Here is a 19857-nt window from a genome sequence, read left to right on the forward strand (position 1 = left end):
TCTGACATGGTTCAGTTCACCCTTCCGAAGAACTCGAAGATCCGCACCGGCAAGACCTGGCCAAAGCCCGAGGGCGGCACCAACGTGCGGAAGTTCCAGATCTACCGATGGACGCCGGACGATGGCGAAAATCCCCGCGTCGACACCTATTTCGTCGACATGGACAAGTGCGGCCCGATGGTCCTGGACGCGCTGATCAAGATCAAGAACGAGATCGACCCGACCCTGACCTTCCGCCGGTCGTGCCGCGAAGGGATCTGCGGCTCCTGCGCAATGAACATCGACGGCATCAACACCCTCGCCTGCATCTACGGTCTCGACGACATCAAGGGCGATGTGAAGATCTACCCGCTGCCGCACATGCCGGTGGTCCGGGACCTGATCCCCGACCTCACCCATTTCTACGCGCAGCACGAGTCCGTCATGCCGTGGCTCGAGACCAAAACCAACCGCCCCGCGAAGGAATGGAAGCAGTCGATCGAGGACCGCAAGAAGCTCGACGGGCTGTATGAATGCGTGATGTGCGCCTGCTGCTCGACGTCCTGCCCGTCCTACTGGTGGAACGGCGACCGGTATCTTGGACCCGCAGCTCTTCTGCATGCCTATCGCTGGATCATCGACAGCCGCGACGAGGCGACCGGCGAGCGGCTAGACGACCTCGAGGATCCGTTCAAGCTGTATCGCTGCCACACGATCATGAACTGTGCCAAGACCTGTCCCAAGGGGCTGAACCCGGCGGCGGCGATCTCGGAAATCAAGAAGATGATGCTCGACCGCGCGGTCTGATGGTTCTTGCGGGCCCAGTCTGGCGGCCCTCGGCCGGCGCCGTCGCGCGCCGGTATCATCCCGTTGCAGTGCCTCGCGCATGCTGGTGATCGCCGGGTTGATAATCGCTTTCGTGTTGATCGCGATCTTCTCGAACCGGAAGACGCGAGCCTGCCGCTGGCGCGAATACCCCAAGGCTGGCGACAGCGTCTGGACCTGCGTCAATTGCGGCGTCACGACCCGGGCGCCGGCGGGCAAGGCGCCCCGTACGTGCCTGCGCGATGGCGGCCCGACTTGATCCAACGAGGAACCCAGCGAGGATGCACATGACCGAAGCACCCGACGACGCCAAGGCCCGCCGCGCCGTGCCGCCGGTGATCTGCTATCCGGTCCACAGGCTGCCGAAGCCCGACCTCGCGCTCTACGGCAAGGCGCTGGCCTCGGCGCGGGTCACGGACACTGTGACCGTGCCCCCGCGCGACGCTGGCACCTTCCGCGTACCGGCCGGGCACTTCTTCCGCATCGCATGCATCGAGGGCGCGCAGGTCGGCGACCTCAATCTGTGGAACGCGCACGACCTGTCCGAGCGGTTCTATTCGGGCAAGACCCGCGCGCTGCACGGCACGCACGTGTCTACCGGCGATCGGCTCTGGTCAGGATTTCCCACTTTGCGGCCGTTGGCGACGATCGTCGGGGACAGCCTCGTCTGGTATGGCATCGACGACTTCGGCGGTTCGGTGCACGATGTCATCGGCACGCGTTGCGATCCCTATACTGGCAATTTGCTGGCCGGTACGCAGTACCACCATTGCTGCCATTCGAACCTGACGCGCGCGCTGGCCGATGTGCTGGACCTGCCGCTGTCCGACGCCGAAGGACACGTGCACGACGTGCTGAACGTCTTCATGTGCACCGGCTTCACCCGCGATACCGGGCAGTATTTCATGAAGGCAAGCCCGGTACGTCCCGGAGACGCGCTTACCCTGTTCGCCGAGATCGACCTGCTGGGCGCGCTCAGCGCCTGTCCCGGCGGCGATTGTTCGGCCGAGCATTCCTCGGACGCGGCCGCTTGCCACCCTCTGCGGGTCGAGATCCTAGCCCCCGATCCCGCCACGCTGGCCGGATGGCAGCCGCCGGCGAAGAACAGCTACGATCGCAGCCACGGCCGTTGAGCGCCCTTTAACTGGAAAAGCACCGCGGAGAGCGCGAGGGGCAGAGCCCCTCTCAGCCGGCGCGTGGGGCTAGCCTGGAAAGGCCGCCTCAAGAGCGATCTCGACCATGTCACCGAAGGACCGCTCGCGATCCTCGGATGGCAGCGCCTCGTGCGTCACCAGGTGGTCGCTGACAGTCAGCACGGCAAGCGCGCGGACGCCGTAGCGCGCCCCCAGCGTGTAAAGCTCGGCCGCTTCCATTTCGACGCCCAGGATGCCGTGCCGCATCATTTCCTCGTTCAGGTCCGGCCGTTCGTCATAGAAGACGTCAGACGAATAGATGCCCCCCATATGCGGCGTGATCCCCCGCGCAAGCGCGGCATCGGCCGCGGAGCGCAGCAATCCGTAATCCGCGCAGGGCGCATAATTGAGATCGCGGAAGATGCCGCGCGAAGGGGTCGAAAGAGACGAGGCCGTCATTGCAATGATGACGTCCCTGATCGCAACGCGTTCCTGCATCGCGCCGCAGGAGCCGATACGGATCAAGGTCTTGGCGCCGTAATCCCGGATCAACTCATTGGCGTAGATCGAAAGGCTGGGCATTCCCATCCCCGACCCGTGGATCGTCACACGATTGCCTTTCCACGTTCCGGTAAAGCCGAACATGCCCCGAACGCGATTCACGCATTCAGGATTCTCCAGAAAGGTTTCCGCCGCCCATTGCGCGCGCAGCGGATCGCCGGGCATCAGCACCGTTTCCGCGATCTGCCCGGGCTTTGCGTCGATATGGACGGTCATTTCAGATCTTCAGGTCTTCGAGCGTCTTGCCGCTTTCCAGCGCAGTCTTCACCCAGTTGGGCTGACGGCCGCGGCCGGTCCAGGTCTGAGAGGGATTTTCGGGATGTGCGTATTTCGGTGCGCCCTTCGGACCCTTGCCGCCCTTCGCGCTGCCACCCGACACCACGTCATCGAGCGAAAAACCGTATTCCTGCGCGGCCTTTTCGGCGGCACGCTTGGCTTCGGCCTTACGCCGTGCCTCGAGCGTCTTGAGCGCCTTTTCCGCATCGGAAATGAGTTTCACCAGTTCGTCGCGTGACAGTTTGTCGAGATCGATTGCCATTCCGGTATCCTCGCTTATTTTCGATCCCTGTATGAAGAAACAACACGCATTGCAACATTGATCCGCACGCCGGTCAGGAGGTGACACAAAATAGGGCGCCATTCCGCCTATCGAGCGTCACTCGGCGGCGACATTCGTTCGATCGGCGAGATTGACGATATCCATCATGATCGCGTTCAAAGCGAAATCCTTCGGCGTGTAGACTTTCGCGACACCCATTGCGCGCAGCCGCGCTATGTCCGCGTCGGGAATGATCCCGCCGACGATCACGGGGGTTTCCGAAAGCCCCGCCTCTTGGAGCCTGCGCAGCACGTCCTCGACGAGGGGGACATGACTGCCCGACAGGATTGAAAGCCCAATGACGTGCGCGCCGTCGCCGGCCGCGTCGACGATCTGTTCCGGTGTCAGCCGAATTCCCGCGTAGTCGATTTCCATGCCGCAATCGCGCGCGCGGAACGCGATCTGTTCGGCGCCATTGGAATGGCCATCGAGTCCGGGCTTGCCCACCAGGAGCTTCAGCCGCCGGCCCAGCCGGTCGCTGACCGCATCGACGGCCTCTCGGATATCGTCCAGCCCCTCGGTCATGTTGCTGCGCGATGCCGAAACCCCGGTGGGCGCGCGGTATTCGCCGTGCATTGCGCGCATCTCGCCGGCCCATTCGCCAGTGGTGACGCCGGCCTTCGCGCAGGCGATCGAGGCGGGCATCACGTTGCGCCCCTCGCGCATCGCGGCACGCAGATCCGCTAGCGCCACCTTTACCGCCGCGCCGTCGCGCGCCGCGCGCCAAGCCTGCAGCCGACCGACCTGCTCGGCCTCGATTCCCGGATCGACCTTCAGGATGCCGCCATCCTCGCCCATCAGCGGCGAGGGCTCGGTCCCGGTGAAGCGGTTCACGCCGACCACCACGGTTTCCTCGCGCTCGATCCGGCCGACGCGGACCGCGTTCGATTCCACTAGCCGTCCCTTCATGTATTCTATCGCGCGGATCGCCCCGCCCATCCCGTCCAGGTTCGCCAACTCGGCCCGCGCGGCCTCTTTCAGCGCGGCAACCTTGCGCTCGACCGCCGGGTTGCCGTCGAAGAGGTCCTCGTATTCCAGCAGGTCGCTTTCATAGGTCAGGATCTGCTGCATCCGCATCGACCATTGCTGGTCCCAGGGGCGGGGCAGGCCCAGCGCCTCGTTCCACGCCGGCAGCTGCACCGCCCGCGCGCGGGCGTTCTTCGACAGCGTAACGGCCAGCATCTCGATCAGGATGCGGTAGACGTTGTTCTCGGGCTGCTGCTCGGTCAGGCCGAGGCTGTTCACTTGAACGCCGTAGCGGAAGCGGCGGTATTTCTTATCGGCCACGCCGTAGCGTTCAACGAGGATCTCGTCCCACAGGTCGACGAAGGCGCGCATCTTGCACATCTCGGTGACGAAGCGGATGCCCGCGTTCACGAAGAAGCTGATGCGCCCGACCATGCGCCCGAAATCGGCCTCGGGCACGCGGGGGCGCAGCTCGTCCAGCACGGCGCAGGCGGTGCCCAGCGCAAAGGCGAGCTCCTGCTCGGGCGTGGCGCCGGCCTCTTGCAGGTGGTAGGAACACACGTTCATCGGGTTCCATTTCGGCACGTGGGTCAGGCAGTATTCAGCCACGTCGCCTATCATGCGCAGGCTGGGCTCGGGCGGGCAGATATAGGTGCCTCGGCTGAGGTATTCCTTGATCAGGTCGTTCTGAACCGTGCCGGTGAGCATGGCGATGTCCGCGCCCTGATCCTCGGCCACCGCGATGTAGAGCGCCAGGAGCCATGGTGCCGTCGCGTTGATGGTCATCGACGTGTTCATCCGCTCCAGCGGGATGCCGTCGAACAGCGTGCGCATGTCACCCAGGTGGCAGATCGGCACGCCGACCTTGCCCACCTCGCCGCGCGCCAGCACGTGGTCGCTGTCATAGCCGGTCTGCGTCGGCAGGTCGAAGGCCACCGACAGCCCGGTCTGTCCCTTGGCAAGGTTGCCGCGGTAAAGTGCGTTTGACGCGGATGCAGTCGAATGGCCTGCGTAGGTTCGGATCAGCCAAGGCTTATCGCGAGAGGGGGTATCGGTCATCGGGGTCTCCGGTGGCGAATTGATCATGCAATCTTGTTGCGTCAAGTCATACATAATAGACATAATATGTCTCTGTCAATTCGCTGCGCTGCAGCGCGCCTAGTCGCAGGATTTCCTGTTCCGATCGCTTCGGCAAGCGCTATGCGCTGAGCCGGCCTCCGGTGTGCGGGGGCTGTCGCGGCGGTGATGCCTCCGCAGCGCTGGCTGCGCCGGCAGGTCGGGACTGAACGGAAAGGGTTGCGCGTGCACGCCCGCGCTGACACCTTCCCAGCCCATGACCGCGCCCGTGACCCTGCCACTTTGGCTGTTCATCCTCATCCTGATCTTCGCGGTCGCGGCATTCGCAACGCACTTTCTGTTTCCGTCCGTGCGCTGGTTCCTGCGCCGCCGGATGCAACGCGCGGTGGATCGCCTGAACCGGCGGCTGGAACGGCCGATTCAGCCGTTCAAGCTGCTGCGCCGCTACGACCTGATCCAGCGACTGTGCTACGACCCCGAGGTAGCCAGCGCCATCGTTGCCCACGCGCGCGAAACCGGTGTGCGCGAGGACGTGGCCTTCGAGCGCGCCCGCGCCTACGCGCGCGAGATCGTGCCGTCGTTCTCCGCCTTCACCTATTTCGGCTGGGGCGTCGGGCTGGCGCGACGGCTGTCCAACGCGCTGTTCCGGGTGCGGCTGCTCCATCACGATTCCGCGGCGTTGCAAGCGATCGACCCGGAGGCGACCGTGGTCTTCGTCATGAACCACCGCAGCAACATGGATTACGTGCTCGTCACGCATCTCGTCGCCGATCGGTCGGCGCTGTCCTATGCAGTGGGAGAATGGGCGCACGTCTGGCCGCTCAGTCGGCTCATCCGGTCGATGGGGGCGTATTTCATCCGTCGGCGCGCGCGCGACATGCTCTATCGCCGCGTCCTGCGGCGCTACGTGCAGATGTCGACCGAGGCCGGCGTGACGCAGGCCATATTCCCGGAAGGCGGGCTGAGTCTCGACGGACGGGTGAGCCCGCCCAAGAAGGGCCTGCTCAGCTACATCGTCGAAGGCGGCCGACAGGGCGCGCGCGATATCGTCTTCGTTCCCGTGGCCCTGAATTACGACCGCGTTCTCGAGGATCGCGTGCTGATCGGCGCGGGGCAGGCGGGCACGCGCCGGTTCGACGCGGGCATCCTGCGCGTCATGCGGGCGGTCCTGCGGCAGGCCTGGCGCAAGCTGACCGGCCGGTTCCGGCGTTTCGGGTATGCCGCGGTCAGCTTCGGCACGCCGCTTTCGCTGCGCGACGCGCCGGATCTGGCGGCCGACGCCGACGCACTGGCGACGACGCTGATGCAACGGATCGCCGCCATCGTCCCGGTCCTGCCGGTTCCGCTGGTCGCCTGGCTGCTGATGCAGGCCGAGCGCCAGAGCAGGGAGGAGCTGGAACGCGGCACCGACGCGGCGGTCGCGCGTCTTGGCGACGCCCAGGTGCATCTGCCACGCGGCAGTAGCGCGGCGGCGGTCGAGGTCGGCCTGCAGGCGCTGACTGGGCGCGGTATCGCCGCTGAACAGGGCGGCCAATACGCCATCGTCCCCGAACAGCGCGCGCTGGCCGAGTATTACGCCAACTCAGTCGCTCACCTGATGGAGTGCGATGAGGATAATGCTGCGACTGCTCGGTTATAAAGTTGCTCAGATAAGCAGCTGAACTGTTGCAAAGTTACCTTTTCGGCCTTAAGTCGAAGTTGGCCCCGCGCGATTCTGCACCGCGGCGTGGCGTGGACACGACTTTGACAGGAGGCCGTCATGGCTTTGGACAGGCAACCGGGCATCGCCCAGTACGACGCGCCCGAGAAGGATCTCTACGAGATCGGCGAGATGCCCCCGATGGGTTACGTGCCGAAGAAGATGTATGCTTGGGCGATCCGGCGCGAGCGTCACGGAGAGCCCGAGACGAGTTTCCAGGTCGAGGTCGTCGACACCTGGGACGTGGATTCCAACGAGGTTCTGGTGCTCGTGATGGCTGCGGGCGTGAACTACAACGGTGTCTGGGCTGGAAAGGGCGTTCCGATCAGTCCGTTCGATGGCCACGGCCAGCCTTACCACATCGCCGGTTCCGACGCGTCGGGCATCGTGTGGAAGGTCGGCGCGGCAGTGCGGAACTGGAAAGTTGGCGACGAGGTCGTCATCCACTGCAACCAGGACGACGGCAACGACGAGGAATGCAACGGCGGCGACCCGATGTTCTCGCCCACGCAGCGGATCTGGGGTTACGAGACTCCGGACGGCAGCTTCGCTCAGTTCACGAAGGTGCAGGCGCAGCAGCTCATGCCCCGGCCGCGCCACCTGACCTGGGAGGAAAGCGCCTGCTACACCCTGACGTTGGCCACTGCCTATCGGATGCTGTTCGGTCACCACCCGCATGAACTGAAGCCCGGCCAGAACGTGCTGGTCTGGGGGGCATCCGGCGGCCTCGGTTCCTACGCGATCCAGCTGGCCAACACCGCCGGCGCGAACGCGATCGGCGTGATCTCGGACGAAAGCAAGCGGCAGTTCGTCTTGGACCAAGGCGCAAAGGGCGTCATCAATCGCAAGGAATTCTCCTGCTGGGGCCAAATGCCCACCGTGAACACGCCCGAATACAACGCCTGGCTGAAAGAGGCGCGCAAGTTCGGCAAGGCGATCTGGGACATCACCGGCAAGGGCGTGAATGTCGACATGGTGTTCGAACATCCGGGCGAGGCGACCTTCCCGGTCTCGACGCTGGTCTGCAAGAAGGGCGGCATGGTGGTGATCTGCGCGGGGACCAGCGGGTTCAACTGCACCTTCGACGTGCGCTACATGTGGATGCACCAGAAGCGCCTGCAGGGGTCGCACTTCGCGCATCTCAAGCAGGCGGCGTCGGCAAATCGGCTGATGATCGAACGGCGGCTCGACCCGTGCATGTCCGAGGTCTTCCCTTGGGCCGAGATCCCCGCGGCGCATACCAAGATGATGAAGAACGAGCATAAGCCCGGCAATATGGCTGTCCTCGTTCAGGCGCCTCGCACCGGATTGCGGACGTTCGAGGATGCGCTGGACGCGGGGCGCTGAACCCTGCGCCGGCCTGCCGCGAATCACCCACCGCCGGAGGCGGATGGACATCGGCGGCGGGGCGGCGCCAAGCCTTCCAAGGACTTGGAAATTGCCGCCTCGCTATTTCTGGGGAGTAAGAATGTGCGAATATCTAGCCCAATCCGCTCATGCTAGAGTTGTCTTAATTGGTCGTTAACCACTCTTAAGCGAGGCTCCCCATGGGACATGACTGGATCTTGGACGTACTCTCCGATCTGAAGGCTTTCGCGCGCGCCAACGACATGCCGACGTTGGCGGCGCATCTCGACGACGCGTCCTTCGTCGCTCAGGTCGAAATTGCGTCCGCTGCCGAGGGGGATGGCCTTGGGGTACTTGGCAAATGCGCCGCGTCTGGACGCGCTGATCGAAGGATTGGAATCCGCTGACTCGATCGAGCGGCTTCAGTCCGCGTCGGTCGCCTTCCGCGATTTCTACGGCGTCAATCACGTCGTCTACCACTGGGTTAACAGCGCAGGCGAGCAATATGGCTGCGGAACATACGACGACGTATGGGTCGATCGGTATCTCGAGAAGGGATACCTGAGGGTCGATCCGGTCATTCAGGGCTGCTACCAGAAGTTCCATCCAATCGACTGGAAGCGCCTCGACTGGAGCAGCAAGGCCGCACGCGCCTTTCTTCAGGATGCGATAGCCCACGGGGTCGGCAACCAGGGCTTCTCCATCCCGATCCGCGGCCCGAACGGCCAGTACGCGTTGTTCACAGTCAGTCACATCTGCTCCGACGAGGAATGGGAGGAATTCACCACCGGACACCGACGCGACCTGATCCTGATCGCCCATTGCTTCAACCAGGTGGCGCTGCAGCTCGAACCGGGCCGCGCGCCTGACCAAGGCCAGCCGCTGTCCCCGCGCGAGGTCGAAGCGATGACGATGCTGGCGATCGGCCTGTCTCGGGCGCAAGCCGCCGACAAGCTGTCGATCTCCGAGCACACGCTACGGGTCTACGTCGAAAGCGCGCGCTTCAAGCTTGGCGCGCTGAACACCACACACGCGGTCGCACGGGCCCTCAGCCGTGGTCTGATCGTGGTATAGAAGGGCCCGTTAAGCCGCCGGTAACCACGCCGCGCGGTCCTTAATGATGTCGTTAAGAAACTCGGAGCAAAACTCTCCTCATCAGATCAACGCCGCGACGCACCAGCGACCGGCACGACACCAAGGGGAAACGACATGATCCGCTACATCTACGCCGAAGACCTGCACGCCTTCCCGACCCTCGCGCATACGATGTTCCTGGACCGTGCCGACCAGTTCAAGACCCGCCTCGGCTGGGAAGTCTCGGTCGACGAGCAGGGCTACGAGCGCGACGAATACGACGACCAGAACCCGCTCTACGTGATCTGGGAGAATGCGGACGGCACGCATGGCGGGTCGATGCGCCTGCTGCCGACGGTCGGCCAGACCATGGTCAACGACCACTTCCTGCACCTCACCGACGGCGTGCGCATCGAAAGCCCCTTCATCTGGGAATGCACCCGCTTCTGCCTGTCCCGCGAAGCTACGCCGGGTGTCGCCGCCGCACTGATGCTGGCCGGAGGGGAGGTAATGAAGGAATTCGACATCGAGCATTTCGTCGGCGTCTTCGATGCCCGGATGGTCCGCATCTATCGCCGCATCGGTTCGTCGCCGGAAATCCTCGGCAGCCAGGGCGAAGGCCGCGAGCGCATCTCGGTCGGCCTGTGGGAATTCTCGGGCGAGGCGCAGGCTTCGGTGGCGAAAAGCGCCGGCATCACCCCTGAGATGACCCGCCGCTGGTTCGAACGTTCGTTCAACGCGACCGAGCCGACCCCGATGATGGACCTCGCCGTCCAAACGATCGCCGCCGCCGCAGCCCCGATGTCGCTGGCCGCATGACCAACGCCCGGTGACGGGCGGGCAGAGCCCGCTCCACCGGCGGCCGCCAAGGGCCGCGACAGACGACGGGCCGACGACGACGCCGGGTTTGATCTGGCACCGCTCCGGCCCTGCGGATAGGGTCGCGCGCATGAACGCGCCCGTGATCCAGTTCTCAGACGACCAGGCCCAGGCCTACGATGCCGTGGCGGTCCTGCTGCGCGACGCGGGCATCGACCTGGAAGACGGGCTGTGCCTGCCCGCGAAGGAAGGCAAGTCCCGGATCCTCGCGCTGACCGGCAAGGCAGGCAGTGGCAAGACGCTGCTACTGTCGGAACTGGTCAAGGCGCTCGAGGCCGCCGGGGTCGAGACCGTCTCGGGTGACTGGGAAGGCCGCCGCCGGCGTGACCGGCGCACGCTGGCCGTCCTTGCGCCGACGAACAAGGCCGCGAGCGTGCTGCGCAACCGCGGCGTGCCGGCCACCACGATCCACCGCATCCTCTATACCCCGGTCTACGACCCGGAATACGAGCGCATCGCCGAATGGCTGATGGGCAACGGCGACAAGCCCGAGATCGAGGACCTGACCCCCGAGGCGCTGGACCGGGCCGAGGCGAGCTATCGGGTGCATTCCTCGGTGCCCGCCGCCCTTGCCGCCGCCGGTTTGCGCGGCAGCGATTTCATCACCGGCTGGAAGCGTCGCGAAGAGGCGCTGGACATCGGCTTCGTCGACGAAGCCTCGATGCTGGACGAACGGCAGGTCGAGGACCTGCAGGAGATCTTCCCGACGTTGCTGCTGTTCGGCGATCCCGCGCAGTTGCCCCCGGTCAAGGATACCAGCGGTGGCATGGTCTTCGACCGACTGAAGCCGAGCCAGGTGCTGGAACTGAGCCGCATACACCGGCAGGCCGCCGACAATCCGATCCTGGACCTCGCCCATGCCTTGGCCGATCCGGACCTGGGTTTCGACGATTTCGAGCGTCTGGTGGCGGAAAAGGCGCGCGCCGACGATCGCGTGCGGCTGGCCGAGCGGGTCGAGGTCGACCTGATGGCGCGCTCGCCGGTGCTGGTCTGGCGCAACGCCACGCGCATCCGGTTGATCCATGCTTTCCGCAACGTGCACGGCGCGCCCGAGGATAGCTTGCTGGAAGGCGAACCGCTGATCTGCGACGGCATTGAGCTGCCGCTGAAGCACCGCAAGAAGCGCTTGGACCTGGAGGCGCGGGGCCTGATCAAGGGGGCGCAGGTGATCTATCTCGGCCCCGGCCGCAAGCTTGGGTTCTCGAAGCTGCACGTGGTGGGCGCGCCCGAACCGCAGGTCTCCGCCGCCTCGATCGTCAAGATCGAGAAGCCGGACGCCGAGGAGCCGTTCATCCCCTTCGCCGCGCGCATGGGGGCGACGTTCCTGCACGGCGCCGCGGTGACGATCCACAAGGCGCAGGGCTCGCAATGGGAGGACGTACAGGTCTTCGCGCCCGACCTGTTCGCCGCCGCCCGCATGGGCCGAAGCGAGGCCGGCCAGCCGTTGTGGAAGCGCTTGGCATATGTTGCGATCACCCGCGCGCAGGCGCGGCTGCACTGGGTGGTGCGCAACCGGCTGTCGCGTCCCACCGGGCCGCTGCGGATCGACGACCTGTCGAGTGCGCCGGCGCCGCTGACCCTGTCGGCCGAGCCGGAGGGCTAGGCCGACGGGCGCCGCTCGCGCCTGCGTCGCATCGCCCCACCCGCCGTCCCACCCGGTTACGCGCGAACGTTCCGCGCCTCGCTCAGATCGCGACGATCTGCTTGCCGCGGTTGCGGCCCTGTAGCAGACCGATGAAGGCCTCGGGCGCGTTCTCGAGCCCTTCGGCCACGTCTTCGAGGAACGCGATCTCACCCGCCGCGACCTTCGGCGCCATCTCTTGCAGGAATTTGGGATAGTCGTCCCAGTGGTCGAAGATGATGAAGCCGTCGATGCTCAGCCGTTTGACCAGCACCGCGCGCCAAGTCGCGGGCAGCCGGTCGGCGCTGTCCTCGACCCCGCCATACCACGCGATCGTGCCGCAAACGGGGATGCGACCGTGGGTGTTCATGAGCGGCAGCACGGCTTCGAGCAGCTTGCCGCCGACGTTCTCCCAGTAGATGTCGACCCCGTCCGGCGCGGCCTCGGCCAGCGCCTTCCGCAGAGAGCGCGCGTCGTCGTGCGCGCGGTGGTCCACCGCCGCGTCAAAGCCGAAGGTCTCGGTCGCAAGCCGGCACTTCTCGGGTCCGCCCGCGACGGCGACCGTGCGCAGCCCCGCGGACTTGGCTAGCTGCCCCACGAGCGAGCCCACCGGCCCGGTCGCGGCGCCCACCACCAGCGTCTCGCGCTTTTGCGGCCGGCCGTATTTCCGCAAGCCCGTCCAGGCGGTGAAGCCCGGCATGCCCAGCACCCCCAGCGCGGTGGTCGGCGGCAGGCGATCGTCGAGCTTGCGCAGCTGGTCGCCCGGCAGCACCGCGTGGCTGGCCCAGCCGGTGATGCCGGTGACCATGTCACCCTCGGCGAACCCGTCGGCGCGCGACGCCACCACCCGGCCGACGCCTTGGCCGGTCATCACCTCGCCCAGCCCGACCGAGGGCGCATAGCTTTTGGCGTCGTCCATCCGGCCGCGCATGTAGGGGTCCAGCGACAGGTACGTCACCGCGACCAGCACCTCGCCCGGGCCGAGTTCCGGCAGCGGATCGGTCTCCAGCGCGAAATCGTCGGGTACGGGCATGCCCTTCGGGCGGCGGGCGAGCGTGATGCGGCGCATCTGGTCGGTCATGGATCCTCCGTTCGGGAAAGCGGTTGCACCATCCGGCGCGTTCCGTTCAGTCTACGTCGACACGGGCCGACGGCAAGGGGAGGGACGGATGCACGGCAAGACGACGCTCCGCGAGGCGACGGCACGGTGGTCGGCGCGATGATCGGCGACGACCTGCGCGCGCTGCCGCCGCGCAAATCCGGCTGGTTCGTGCTGGACGAGGCGCGCGTCCGGGCCTTCGCCGAGGTGACCGGGGACTGGCAGTTCGTCCACTTCGACGACGACCGCGCCCGCGCCGAGACGCCCTTCGGTGGCGCCATCGCGCACGGTTTCCTGACGCTGTCGATGCTGTCGGCGATGTCCTACGAGGTGACCGAGGATCTGCCCGTATTGTCGGCCAGCGTGAATTACGGCTTCGACCGCATCCGCTTCGTCACGCCGGTGCCCGTCGGCAGCCGCATCCGCGGCAGCTTTGCCGTGGCCGGGGTGGACGAGGGCGAGGGCTGGCTCAACATCCACTGGGACGTCGAGCTGGAGATCGAGGGCAGCGATCAGCCGGCGCTGGTGGCGGCCTGGATCACCCGCGCCTTCGTGAAGGACTGAAAGGACGGCGGAATGACGGGTCTTGCCGGGGTCTTCGCGGCCGGCCGGCGGGATCCTCGCCGCAGGGATGGCGACGTTCCGGTATCGGCGGGGATGAGGTGTCCCACGGTGGGACATCATCCCCGCCTAGTGAAATCAATGGCTTGCAGAGACGGATTTACCTTCCGATAACGAAGTCCCGAACTCAGCCGGCGGCGGCCTCGCGGATGGCGGCGATGTTGCGGCCGTAGACCGACGCGTCCTCGACCGAGCCGCCGCGGAACACGGCCGAGCCCGCGACCAGCACGTCGGCGCCGGCCTCGACCACGCGGCGGGCGGTTCCGGTGTCGACGCCACCGTCGATCTCGATGTGAACCTCGCGGTCGCCGATCATGGCGCGCAGGCGGCGGACCTTCTCGGTCATGTCGATGAACCTCTGCCCGCCGAAGCCGGGGTTGACGGTCATCACGCAGACGAGGTCGGCGAGATCCAGCAGGTGCTCGACCGCCTCGGCCGGGGTGCCGGGGTTGAGGGCCACGCCCGCCTTCATCCCCGCCGCGCGGATCGCCTGAAGCGTGCGGTGCGTATGCGCGCCGGCCTCGACATGGGCGGTGAGGATGTCGGCGCCGGCCTCGGCATAGGCGTCGATGTAGGGGTCGACGGGCGAGATCATCAGGTGCACGTCCATCACCGTGGTGACGTGCCGGCGGAACGCCTTCACCGCCGGCGGGCCGAAGGTGAGGTTGGGAACGAAGTGGCCGTCCATCACGTCGACATGGACCCAGTCGGCGCCCTGGTCCTCGATCGCGCGGATCTCGCGGCCGAAATCGGCGAAGTCGGCGGACAGGATGGACGGCGCGATCTTCACGCTGCGGTCGAAGCTCATGGGCGTGTCTCCAGAAGAGGTCAGTAACCGGCGTCGCGGTCGACCAGGTGCACCATCGGCTTGCCGGTCTCGTTGCGCCAGATGTTGTCGGCGATGACCCGCGCGGCCGAGGGCGGACGGGTTTCCGACGCGATGTGCGGGGTCACGGTCACCCGCGGATGCGCCCAGAACGGGTGTTCGGCGGGCAGGGGTTCGGTGCGGAACACGTCCAGCGTGGCATGGGCCACCTGGCCTTGGTCCAGCGCGTCGATCAGCGCGTCGTCGTCGATCAGCGGACCGCGGCCCGGATTGATGACGAAGGCCCCCGGCGCCAGCAGCGCCAGGCTGCGCGCGTTTAGGATGTTTTCCGTCTGCGGCGTCTGCGGCAGCAGGGTGATGACGACCTGCGCGCCGCGCAGCGCGCGGGCCAGCCCGTCGGGGCCGTGCAGGCACTCGATCCCGGCGACGCGTTTCTCGGTGCGGCTCCAGCCGGTGACGTGGAAGCCCAGCGTGCGCAGCGCACGCCCGCAGGCGGTTCCCAGCGCGCCGAGGCCCAGGATCGTCACGGGCCGCTCGCCCGCCAGCGGCGGCGCGGCATCGTCCCAGCGGTGGTCCGGGTTCACGATGTGCGCGTCGAGGCCCAGGTGATGCCGCAGCACGTGGCCGGTGACGTATTCAACCATGCCCTGTGTCAGCCCCTCGTCGTCGACCATGCGCGCCAGCGGCACCCGCAGGGTCCGGTTGCCCACCACGTCCTCGACGCCGGCCCAGAGGTTCATCACCGCCTTGAGGCGGGTGAAGGGGGTGAAGTCCTGCACGTCGGAATTGGGCGCGTAGACGATGTAGTCGATCGTCTCGGGCGCCAGGTCGGTCGACAGCACGTAGTCCAGGCCGTCGGCATCCAGCGCGGTGCGCAGGTGTGTTTCGTATTGCGCCCAGCGGTTGGCGGGGGCGGCGAACAGGATGTTGACGCTCATGGACTCTCTCAGCGGGGGCGGTGGATGTGGGCGCTTTGTACCAGCCCGAAGGCGATCATCAAGACAAGCATCGCCGAGCCGCCGTAACTGACCAGCGGAAGCGGCACGCCGACCACGGGCGCAAGGCCCATGACCATCGACATGTTGACCGCGAAGTACAAAAAGAACGTCAACCCGACCCCCAGCGTCAGCAGCGACGAGAACCTGTCGCGGTTGGCCAGCGCCGAGACGAGGCAGAACGCCAGCACGAGGATGTAGAGCCCCAGCAGCGACATGCCCCCGATGAAGCCGAATTCCTCGGCCAGCGTGTTGAAGATGAAGTCGGTGTGCTTCTCGGGCAGGAAGTTCAGCCGCGACTGCGTGCCCTGCATGAAGCCCTTGCCGGTCCAGCCGCCCGAGCCCATCGCGATCTTCGCCTGCGTGATGTGGTAGCCCGCGCCCAGCGGGTCGCTGGACGGGTCGAGGAACGTGTCGATGCGGCGGAACTGGTAGTCCTTCAGCAGCTGCCACTCGGTGCCGCGGCTTTCGAAGACCATGCGGATCGTGCCCGCGCCAATCCCCAGCACCACGGCGAAATACAGCCAGTGCACGCCGGCGAGGAACATCATCAGCGCGCCGGCGAAGGTCAGCAGCAGCGCGGTGCCGAGGTCGGGCTGGGTCAGCACGAGCCCGGTGGGCAGCAGGATCAGCACCACCGGCAGCAGCACCCAGAACGGGTGCGAGGTGCGGCGCAGCGGCAGCCAGTCGTAATAGGCCGCCAGGATCATCACCAGCGCGATCTTCATAACCTCGGACGGTTGCAGCCGCATGAAGCCCAAGTCGATCCAGCGCTGCGCGCCCATGCCGACGGTGCCGAAGAACTCGACCAGGACCAGCAGGCCGAGCGCGCCGAGATAGGCCAGCACGGCCATGTTGCGCCAGAACCAGATCGGCACCAGCGCCACGACGAACATCGCCGTCAGCCCCAGCACGTAGCGTTTCATCTGCGGCTCGGCCCAGGGGCTGAACGAGCCGCCCGCGACCGAGTAGAGCATCAGGAAGCCGACGCCCGCGATCGCCGACAGCAGCACCACCATCGGCCAGTTCAAATACAGGATCTTGCGCCAGCCCGAGGGCACCGTCTTGACGTTGTACTCGAGGTAGCTCATGCGCGGCTCCGCTCCTCGGCCAGGCGCAGGCGGCGTTCGCGTTCCAGACGCTCCTGCTGGGCCTCGATCCGGGTGCGCTGCGACGACGGGTAGGCGTCGAGCGGCGGCTTGCCGCCGTAGAGCGCCTGCAGCGTCACGTCGCGCGCGATCGGCGCCGCGGCGGCCGAACCGCCGCCGCCGTGCTCGACCACCACCGACACCGCGATGCGCGGGTTGTCGGAAGGGGCGAAGCTGACGAACAGCGCGTGGTCGCGTTCCTCCCACGGCACCTCGTCGTTCTTCACCACGCGGTTGAGCACCTGCGCCGTGCCGCTCTTGCCGGCCATGGCCATGCCCTCGGCCTCGACCCGCGAGCCGTAGCCGGTGCCGCGCCGGTCGTTCATCACCGCGTGCATCGAACGCCAGATCCAGCGCAGGTATTGCGGGTTCAGGCCCAGGTCCTCGCCCGCACGCGACGGAGTCTCGACGCCGTCGATCCGGCGGACCAGCCGCGGCTCGATCGACCGGCCGGTGGCGATGCGCGCGGTCATCACCGCCAGTTGCAGCGGCGAGGTCAGGATGTCGCCCTGTCCGATCGATGCGTTCACCGTGTCGCCGATGCGCCAGCCCTGGTTGCGCACGCGCTGCTTCCACTCGATGTCGGGCACCAGCCCATCGGTGACCGCCGACATCGGGACGTCGGGGGCGCTTCCAAGCCCCAGCTTTCGCGCCATCGCGGCGATGTTCTCGATCCCGACCTTCAGCGCGAGGTCGTAATAGTAGACGTCGCAGCTTTCGCGCATGCTGGCTTCGAGATTCATGTGCCCGTGCCCGCCGCGCTTCCAGCAGCGGAAGGTCCGCGTGCCCACCTGGTACGAACCCGGGCAGAACACGGTGTCGTCCGGTCCGATCACCCCGGCCTCGAGCGCGGCCAGCGCGGTGCACATCTTGAAGGTCGAGCCCGGCGGATAGGCGTCCTGCACGGTCTTCGAGGCCAGCGGCCGGTGGTCGTTGTCGCGCAGAAGGGCGTAATCGGCGATCGAAATGCCGCGCACGAACTTGTTGGGGTCGTAGGAGGGCGCCGAGGCGATCGCCAGCAGGTCCCCGTGCTCGAGATCCATGACCACGACCGAGGCGCTTTCCTCGCCCAACCGGGCCTGGACGTATTCCTGCAGCGCGTTGTCCACGGTCAGCTGCATGTCGCCGCCGGCCTCGCCCTCGCGGCGGTCGATCTCGCGCATGACGCGGCCGGTGGCGTTGACCTCGACGCGCTTGGTGCCGGCGTGGCCGCGCAGGGTCTCCTCGTGGTGCAGCTCGATTCCCACCTTGCCGATCTGGAAGCGCGGGATGCGCAGAAGCGGCGGCGGGTCCTCGTAGCGGGCGAGATCGCGTTCCGAGACCGGACCCACGTAGCCCGCCACATGCGCGTAGAGTTCCCTGAGCGGATAGATCCGCGACAGGCCGACCTCGGGGGCGACGCCGGGCAGGGCGGGCGCGTTGACCGCGACGCGGCTGACCGCCTCCCAGCTGACGCGGTCGGCGATGGTAACCGGCAGGAAGGGAGCCGCGCTGCGGCGCACCTCGGCCAGCGCGCGTTCGATCGCGTCGTCGTCGAGTTCGATCAGGTGGGCCAGCCGGTGGATCACCGCCTCGACGTCGTCCGCGTCCTCGGGGACGAGCGTGATGCGGTAGGCCGGCGCGTTGTCGGCGATGATCCGCCCCTCGCGGTCGAAGAGCCGCCCGCGCGCCGGTGGCAGCAGGCGGATGTTGATGCGGTTCTCTTCGGCCAGCAGGCGGAACTCGTCCGCCTGGTCGACCTGCATGTGCCGCATCCGGGTGGCCAGCACGCCGGCAAAACCCAGCTGCAGCCCGCCCAGGATCAGCCCGCGGCGGGTGATGCGCCGGGCGCTCTGTGCGGTTTCCTTCGATGTCCGTTTCATGCGCCGCGTCCCACGGGGTCGAATTCACCCGGCGCGCTGTGGCGCACGCCGAAGGCGATGTGGCTGATCGCGGCCACCAGCGGGTAGGCGGCCAGCGTCATTCCGTACTGGATCGCGTGCATCGCCAGCGTGCCCGGTCCGGGGACCAGCAATCCCAGCACCACGCGGTAGATCACGGCGATCACCATCAGCGCGGTCGCCACGGTCAGCCATTCCGCGAAGAACGTGTTGCCGCGGACGCGCCGGTCCTGGGCCTTCAGCCATTCCGCCGCCAGCAGGACCAGCGCCGCCCACAGCCCCGGCGGCCGCTGGGTCAGCAGGTCGGCCAGCAGCATCACCGCCGCGATCGACAGCATGGGCACGTAATCGGGGCGGCGCAGCGCCCAGACGAAGGTCAGCGCCACCAGCAGGTCGGGGCCGGCGATGCGCGCCGGCGCGGCCTGCATCGGCAGAAGCTGCGCGAACAGGATCAGCAGCGCCAGGGTCGGGTAGACCGCGCGCATCAGCCACAGGCGGGTGCCGCTGCGCTCAGCCATCGGTGCGCTCCGCTGTCTCGGGGGCGGTCCCGGCGGATGGCTCGGGCGCGGGCGGGCCCTGCGGGTCGCGGGTGCCCGGCGGCACCTCGGGCAGGATCAGCGACGCGGGCGCGCGCACCCGGCGCGCCCCGTGGTCGCGCAGCACGCGCAGGAATTCCAGCCGCTCGTAATCCGCCGCGAGGCGCGCGCGCGCGCGTCCGCCGGGGTCCAGCGCCACCTGGCCCACCAGCAGCCCGGCGGGGAACACGTCGCCGTCGCCCGAGGTCACGATCCGGTCGCCGGGGCGGACCAGGTCGGGGTCCTCGATGAAGTCGATATGGGGCGCTGCCGAGTTGTCGCCCACCACCAGCGCGCGCTGCCCCGACGGCTGGATGATCGCCGGGATGCGACTGGTCGAGTCGGTCAGCAGGATCACCCGGCTGGTGTTCGGCCCCACGCCCGAGATCCGCCCGACCAGCCCGATCCCGTCCATCGTGGCCCAGCCGTCGACGATGCCGTCGCGCCCGCCCACGTTGATCAGGACCGATTGCCGGAACGGAGAGCCGCTGTCGGCCAGCACCACGCCGGTGATGTAGGTCAGCCGCGGGTCGAGCTGGACGTTGTTGAGATCGCGAAGCCGCGCGTTTTCCTGTTCGAGCTGCAGCGCGGCCTCTTTCCAGGCGGTCATCTGGCGCAGTTCGCGGCGCAGCTCTTGGTTCTGGTCGCTGATCCGCTGGTAGGACTGGAAGTCGCGCAGCAGGTTGACCGCGCCGGTCACCGGCGCCATCGCCCAGTCCATGCCCGGCACGACGCGATCGACCACGTGCGCGCGGAACCGTTCCACCCGCGGGCTGTCGATGCGCCACAGCAGGAACAGCCCCAGCAGCGCAAGCGCCAGGATCACCAGCAAGAGCCGCTTCAGCGGGCCGGTGTAATCATCGCTGGATCGGTTCTGAGCCACTGGCTTGTCGTCCGGGTTCGGTCAGTCTGCCGATCGCGGCAGAAGGCTGTCCTTCTGCCGCGGATGCGCCC

At 67.0% G+C, this 19857-nt stretch carries 19 protein-coding genes; 9 read left to right on the plus strand and 10 right to left on the minus strand.

Annotated features, from left to right (window positions below):
- The first annotated feature begins 6 nt into the window (after positions 1-6).
- The 3 genes from BLW27_RS10600 (at position 7) to BLW27_RS10610 (ending at position 1937) form a co-directional block, all read left to right on the plus strand.
- Complete coding sequence (locus BLW27_RS10600) at positions 7-786, plus strand: succinate dehydrogenase iron-sulfur subunit (RefSeq protein WP_089883058.1); 780 nt, start codon at positions 7-9, stop codon at positions 784-786.
- A 79-nt stretch (positions 787-865) separates the two neighbouring features.
- Positions 866-1063, plus strand: a complete 198-nt coding sequence (locus BLW27_RS10605; RefSeq protein WP_089883060.1) for a hypothetical protein — start codon at positions 866-868, stop codon at positions 1061-1063.
- Positions 1064-1091: 28 nt separating this feature from the next.
- Positions 1092-1937 carry an urea carboxylase-associated family protein gene (locus BLW27_RS10610; RefSeq protein WP_177177873.1) on the plus strand — a complete coding sequence of 282 codons (846 nt, stop codon included), beginning with the start codon at positions 1092-1094 and terminating at the stop codon, positions 1935-1937.
- Between the two features lie 69 nt (positions 1938-2006).
- Here BLW27_RS10610 and deoD read toward each other — a convergent pair whose 3' ends face one another.
- The 3 genes from deoD to BLW27_RS10625 all read right to left on the minus strand — a co-directional run bounded on the left by deoD (position 2007) and on the right by BLW27_RS10625 (position 5121).
- Positions 2007-2714 (minus strand): purine-nucleoside phosphorylase, encoded by a 708-nt coding sequence (deoD, locus tag BLW27_RS10615; RefSeq protein ID WP_089883064.1) that lies wholly within the window; start codon positions 2712-2714, stop codon positions 2007-2009.
- Position 2715: 1 nt separating this feature from the next.
- Positions 2716-3036 carry an H-NS histone family protein gene (locus BLW27_RS10620; protein ID WP_089883067.1) on the minus strand — a complete coding sequence of 107 codons (321 nt, stop codon included), beginning with the start codon at positions 3034-3036 and terminating at the stop codon, positions 2716-2718.
- A 117-nt stretch (positions 3037-3153) separates the two neighbouring features.
- On the minus strand, positions 3154-5121 hold the full coding sequence (locus tag BLW27_RS10625; RefSeq protein ID WP_089883259.1) for a protein meaA: 1968 nt from the start codon (positions 5119-5121) through the stop codon (positions 3154-3156).
- A gap of 286 nt (positions 5122-5407) precedes the next feature.
- Between BLW27_RS10625 and BLW27_RS10630 the strand changes: the two genes are divergently transcribed.
- The 5 genes from BLW27_RS10630 (at position 5408) to BLW27_RS10655 (ending at position 11741) form a co-directional block, all read left to right on the plus strand.
- Positions 5408-6778, plus strand: a complete 1371-nt coding sequence (locus tag BLW27_RS10630; RefSeq protein ID WP_425429291.1) for a 1-acyl-sn-glycerol-3-phosphate acyltransferase — start codon at positions 5408-5410, stop codon at positions 6776-6778.
- A gap of 120 nt (positions 6779-6898) precedes the next feature.
- Positions 6899-8185, plus strand: coding sequence for a crotonyl-CoA carboxylase/reductase (gene ccrA / locus BLW27_RS10635; RefSeq protein ID WP_089883071.1), 1287 nt, complete (start codon positions 6899-6901; stop codon positions 8183-8185).
- 339 nt (positions 8186-8524) lie between these two features.
- The gene (locus tag BLW27_RS10645; RefSeq protein ID WP_089883075.1) at positions 8525-9259 is read left to right on the plus strand and encodes a helix-turn-helix transcriptional regulator; all 735 of its coding nucleotides are present in this window, start codon (positions 8525-8527) and stop codon (positions 9257-9259) included.
- A gap of 135 nt (positions 9260-9394) precedes the next feature.
- Positions 9395-10078 carry an acyl-homoserine-lactone synthase gene (locus BLW27_RS10650; protein WP_089883077.1) on the plus strand — a complete coding sequence of 228 codons (684 nt, stop codon included), beginning with the start codon at positions 9395-9397 and terminating at the stop codon, positions 10076-10078.
- Between the two features lie 130 nt (positions 10079-10208).
- On the plus strand, positions 10209-11741 hold the full coding sequence (locus BLW27_RS10655; RefSeq protein WP_089883079.1) for an ATP-dependent DNA helicase: 1533 nt from the start codon (positions 10209-10211) through the stop codon (positions 11739-11741).
- Between the two features lie 82 nt (positions 11742-11823).
- Here BLW27_RS10655 and BLW27_RS10660 read toward each other — a convergent pair whose 3' ends face one another.
- On the minus strand, positions 11824-12840 hold the full coding sequence (locus tag BLW27_RS10660; RefSeq protein WP_089883081.1) for an NADP-dependent oxidoreductase: 1017 nt from the start codon (positions 12838-12840) through the stop codon (positions 11824-11826).
- Between the two features lie 138 nt (positions 12841-12978).
- Here BLW27_RS10660 and BLW27_RS10665 point away from each other — a divergent pair, with 138 nt between their 5' ends.
- Positions 12979-13422: a MaoC family dehydratase gene (locus BLW27_RS10665; protein ID WP_089883261.1), complete on the plus strand. Its 444-nt coding sequence runs from the start codon at positions 12979-12981 to the stop codon at positions 13420-13422.
- 184 nt (positions 13423-13606) lie between these two features.
- Here the strand turns inward: BLW27_RS10665 and rpe are convergent, their stop codons facing one another.
- Genes rpe through mreC form a run of 6 tightly spaced genes read right to left on the minus strand, consistent with a single transcriptional unit; the run spans position 13607 to position 19786 of the window.
- Complete coding sequence (rpe, locus tag BLW27_RS10670; protein WP_089883083.1) at positions 13607-14287, minus strand: ribulose-phosphate 3-epimerase; 681 nt, start codon at positions 14285-14287, stop codon at positions 13607-13609.
- A 20-nt stretch (positions 14288-14307) separates the two neighbouring features.
- On the minus strand, positions 14308-15243 hold the full coding sequence (locus BLW27_RS10675) for a 2-hydroxyacid dehydrogenase (RefSeq protein WP_089883085.1): 936 nt from the start codon (positions 15241-15243) through the stop codon (positions 14308-14310).
- An 8-nt stretch (positions 15244-15251) separates the two neighbouring features.
- Positions 15252-16391 carry a rod shape-determining protein RodA gene (gene rodA, locus BLW27_RS10680; RefSeq protein WP_089883087.1) on the minus strand — a complete coding sequence of 380 codons (1140 nt, stop codon included), beginning with the start codon at positions 16389-16391 and terminating at the stop codon, positions 15252-15254.
- Positions 16388-18310, minus strand: coding sequence for a penicillin-binding protein 2 (mrdA, locus tag BLW27_RS10685; RefSeq protein WP_089883089.1), 1923 nt, complete (start codon positions 18308-18310; stop codon positions 16388-16390). The genes rodA and mrdA overlap by 4 nt, the downstream gene beginning before the upstream one ends.
- Positions 18307-18846, minus strand: coding sequence for a rod shape-determining protein MreD (locus BLW27_RS10690; RefSeq protein ID WP_089883090.1), 540 nt, complete (start codon positions 18844-18846; stop codon positions 18307-18309). Before BLW27_RS10690 ends, mrdA begins: the two co-directional genes overlap by 4 nt.
- Positions 18839-19786, minus strand: a complete 948-nt coding sequence (gene mreC / locus BLW27_RS10695; protein WP_089883099.1) for a rod shape-determining protein MreC — start codon at positions 19784-19786, stop codon at positions 18839-18841. Before mreC ends, BLW27_RS10690 begins: the two co-directional genes overlap by 8 nt.
- Positions 19787-19857: the final 71 nt, after the last annotated feature.

The sequence above is a fragment of the Citreimonas salinaria genome, from assembly GCF_900107235.1.
In the GTDB taxonomy this organism is placed as follows: Bacteria; Pseudomonadota; Alphaproteobacteria; order Rhodobacterales; family Rhodobacteraceae; genus Citreimonas; species Citreimonas salinaria.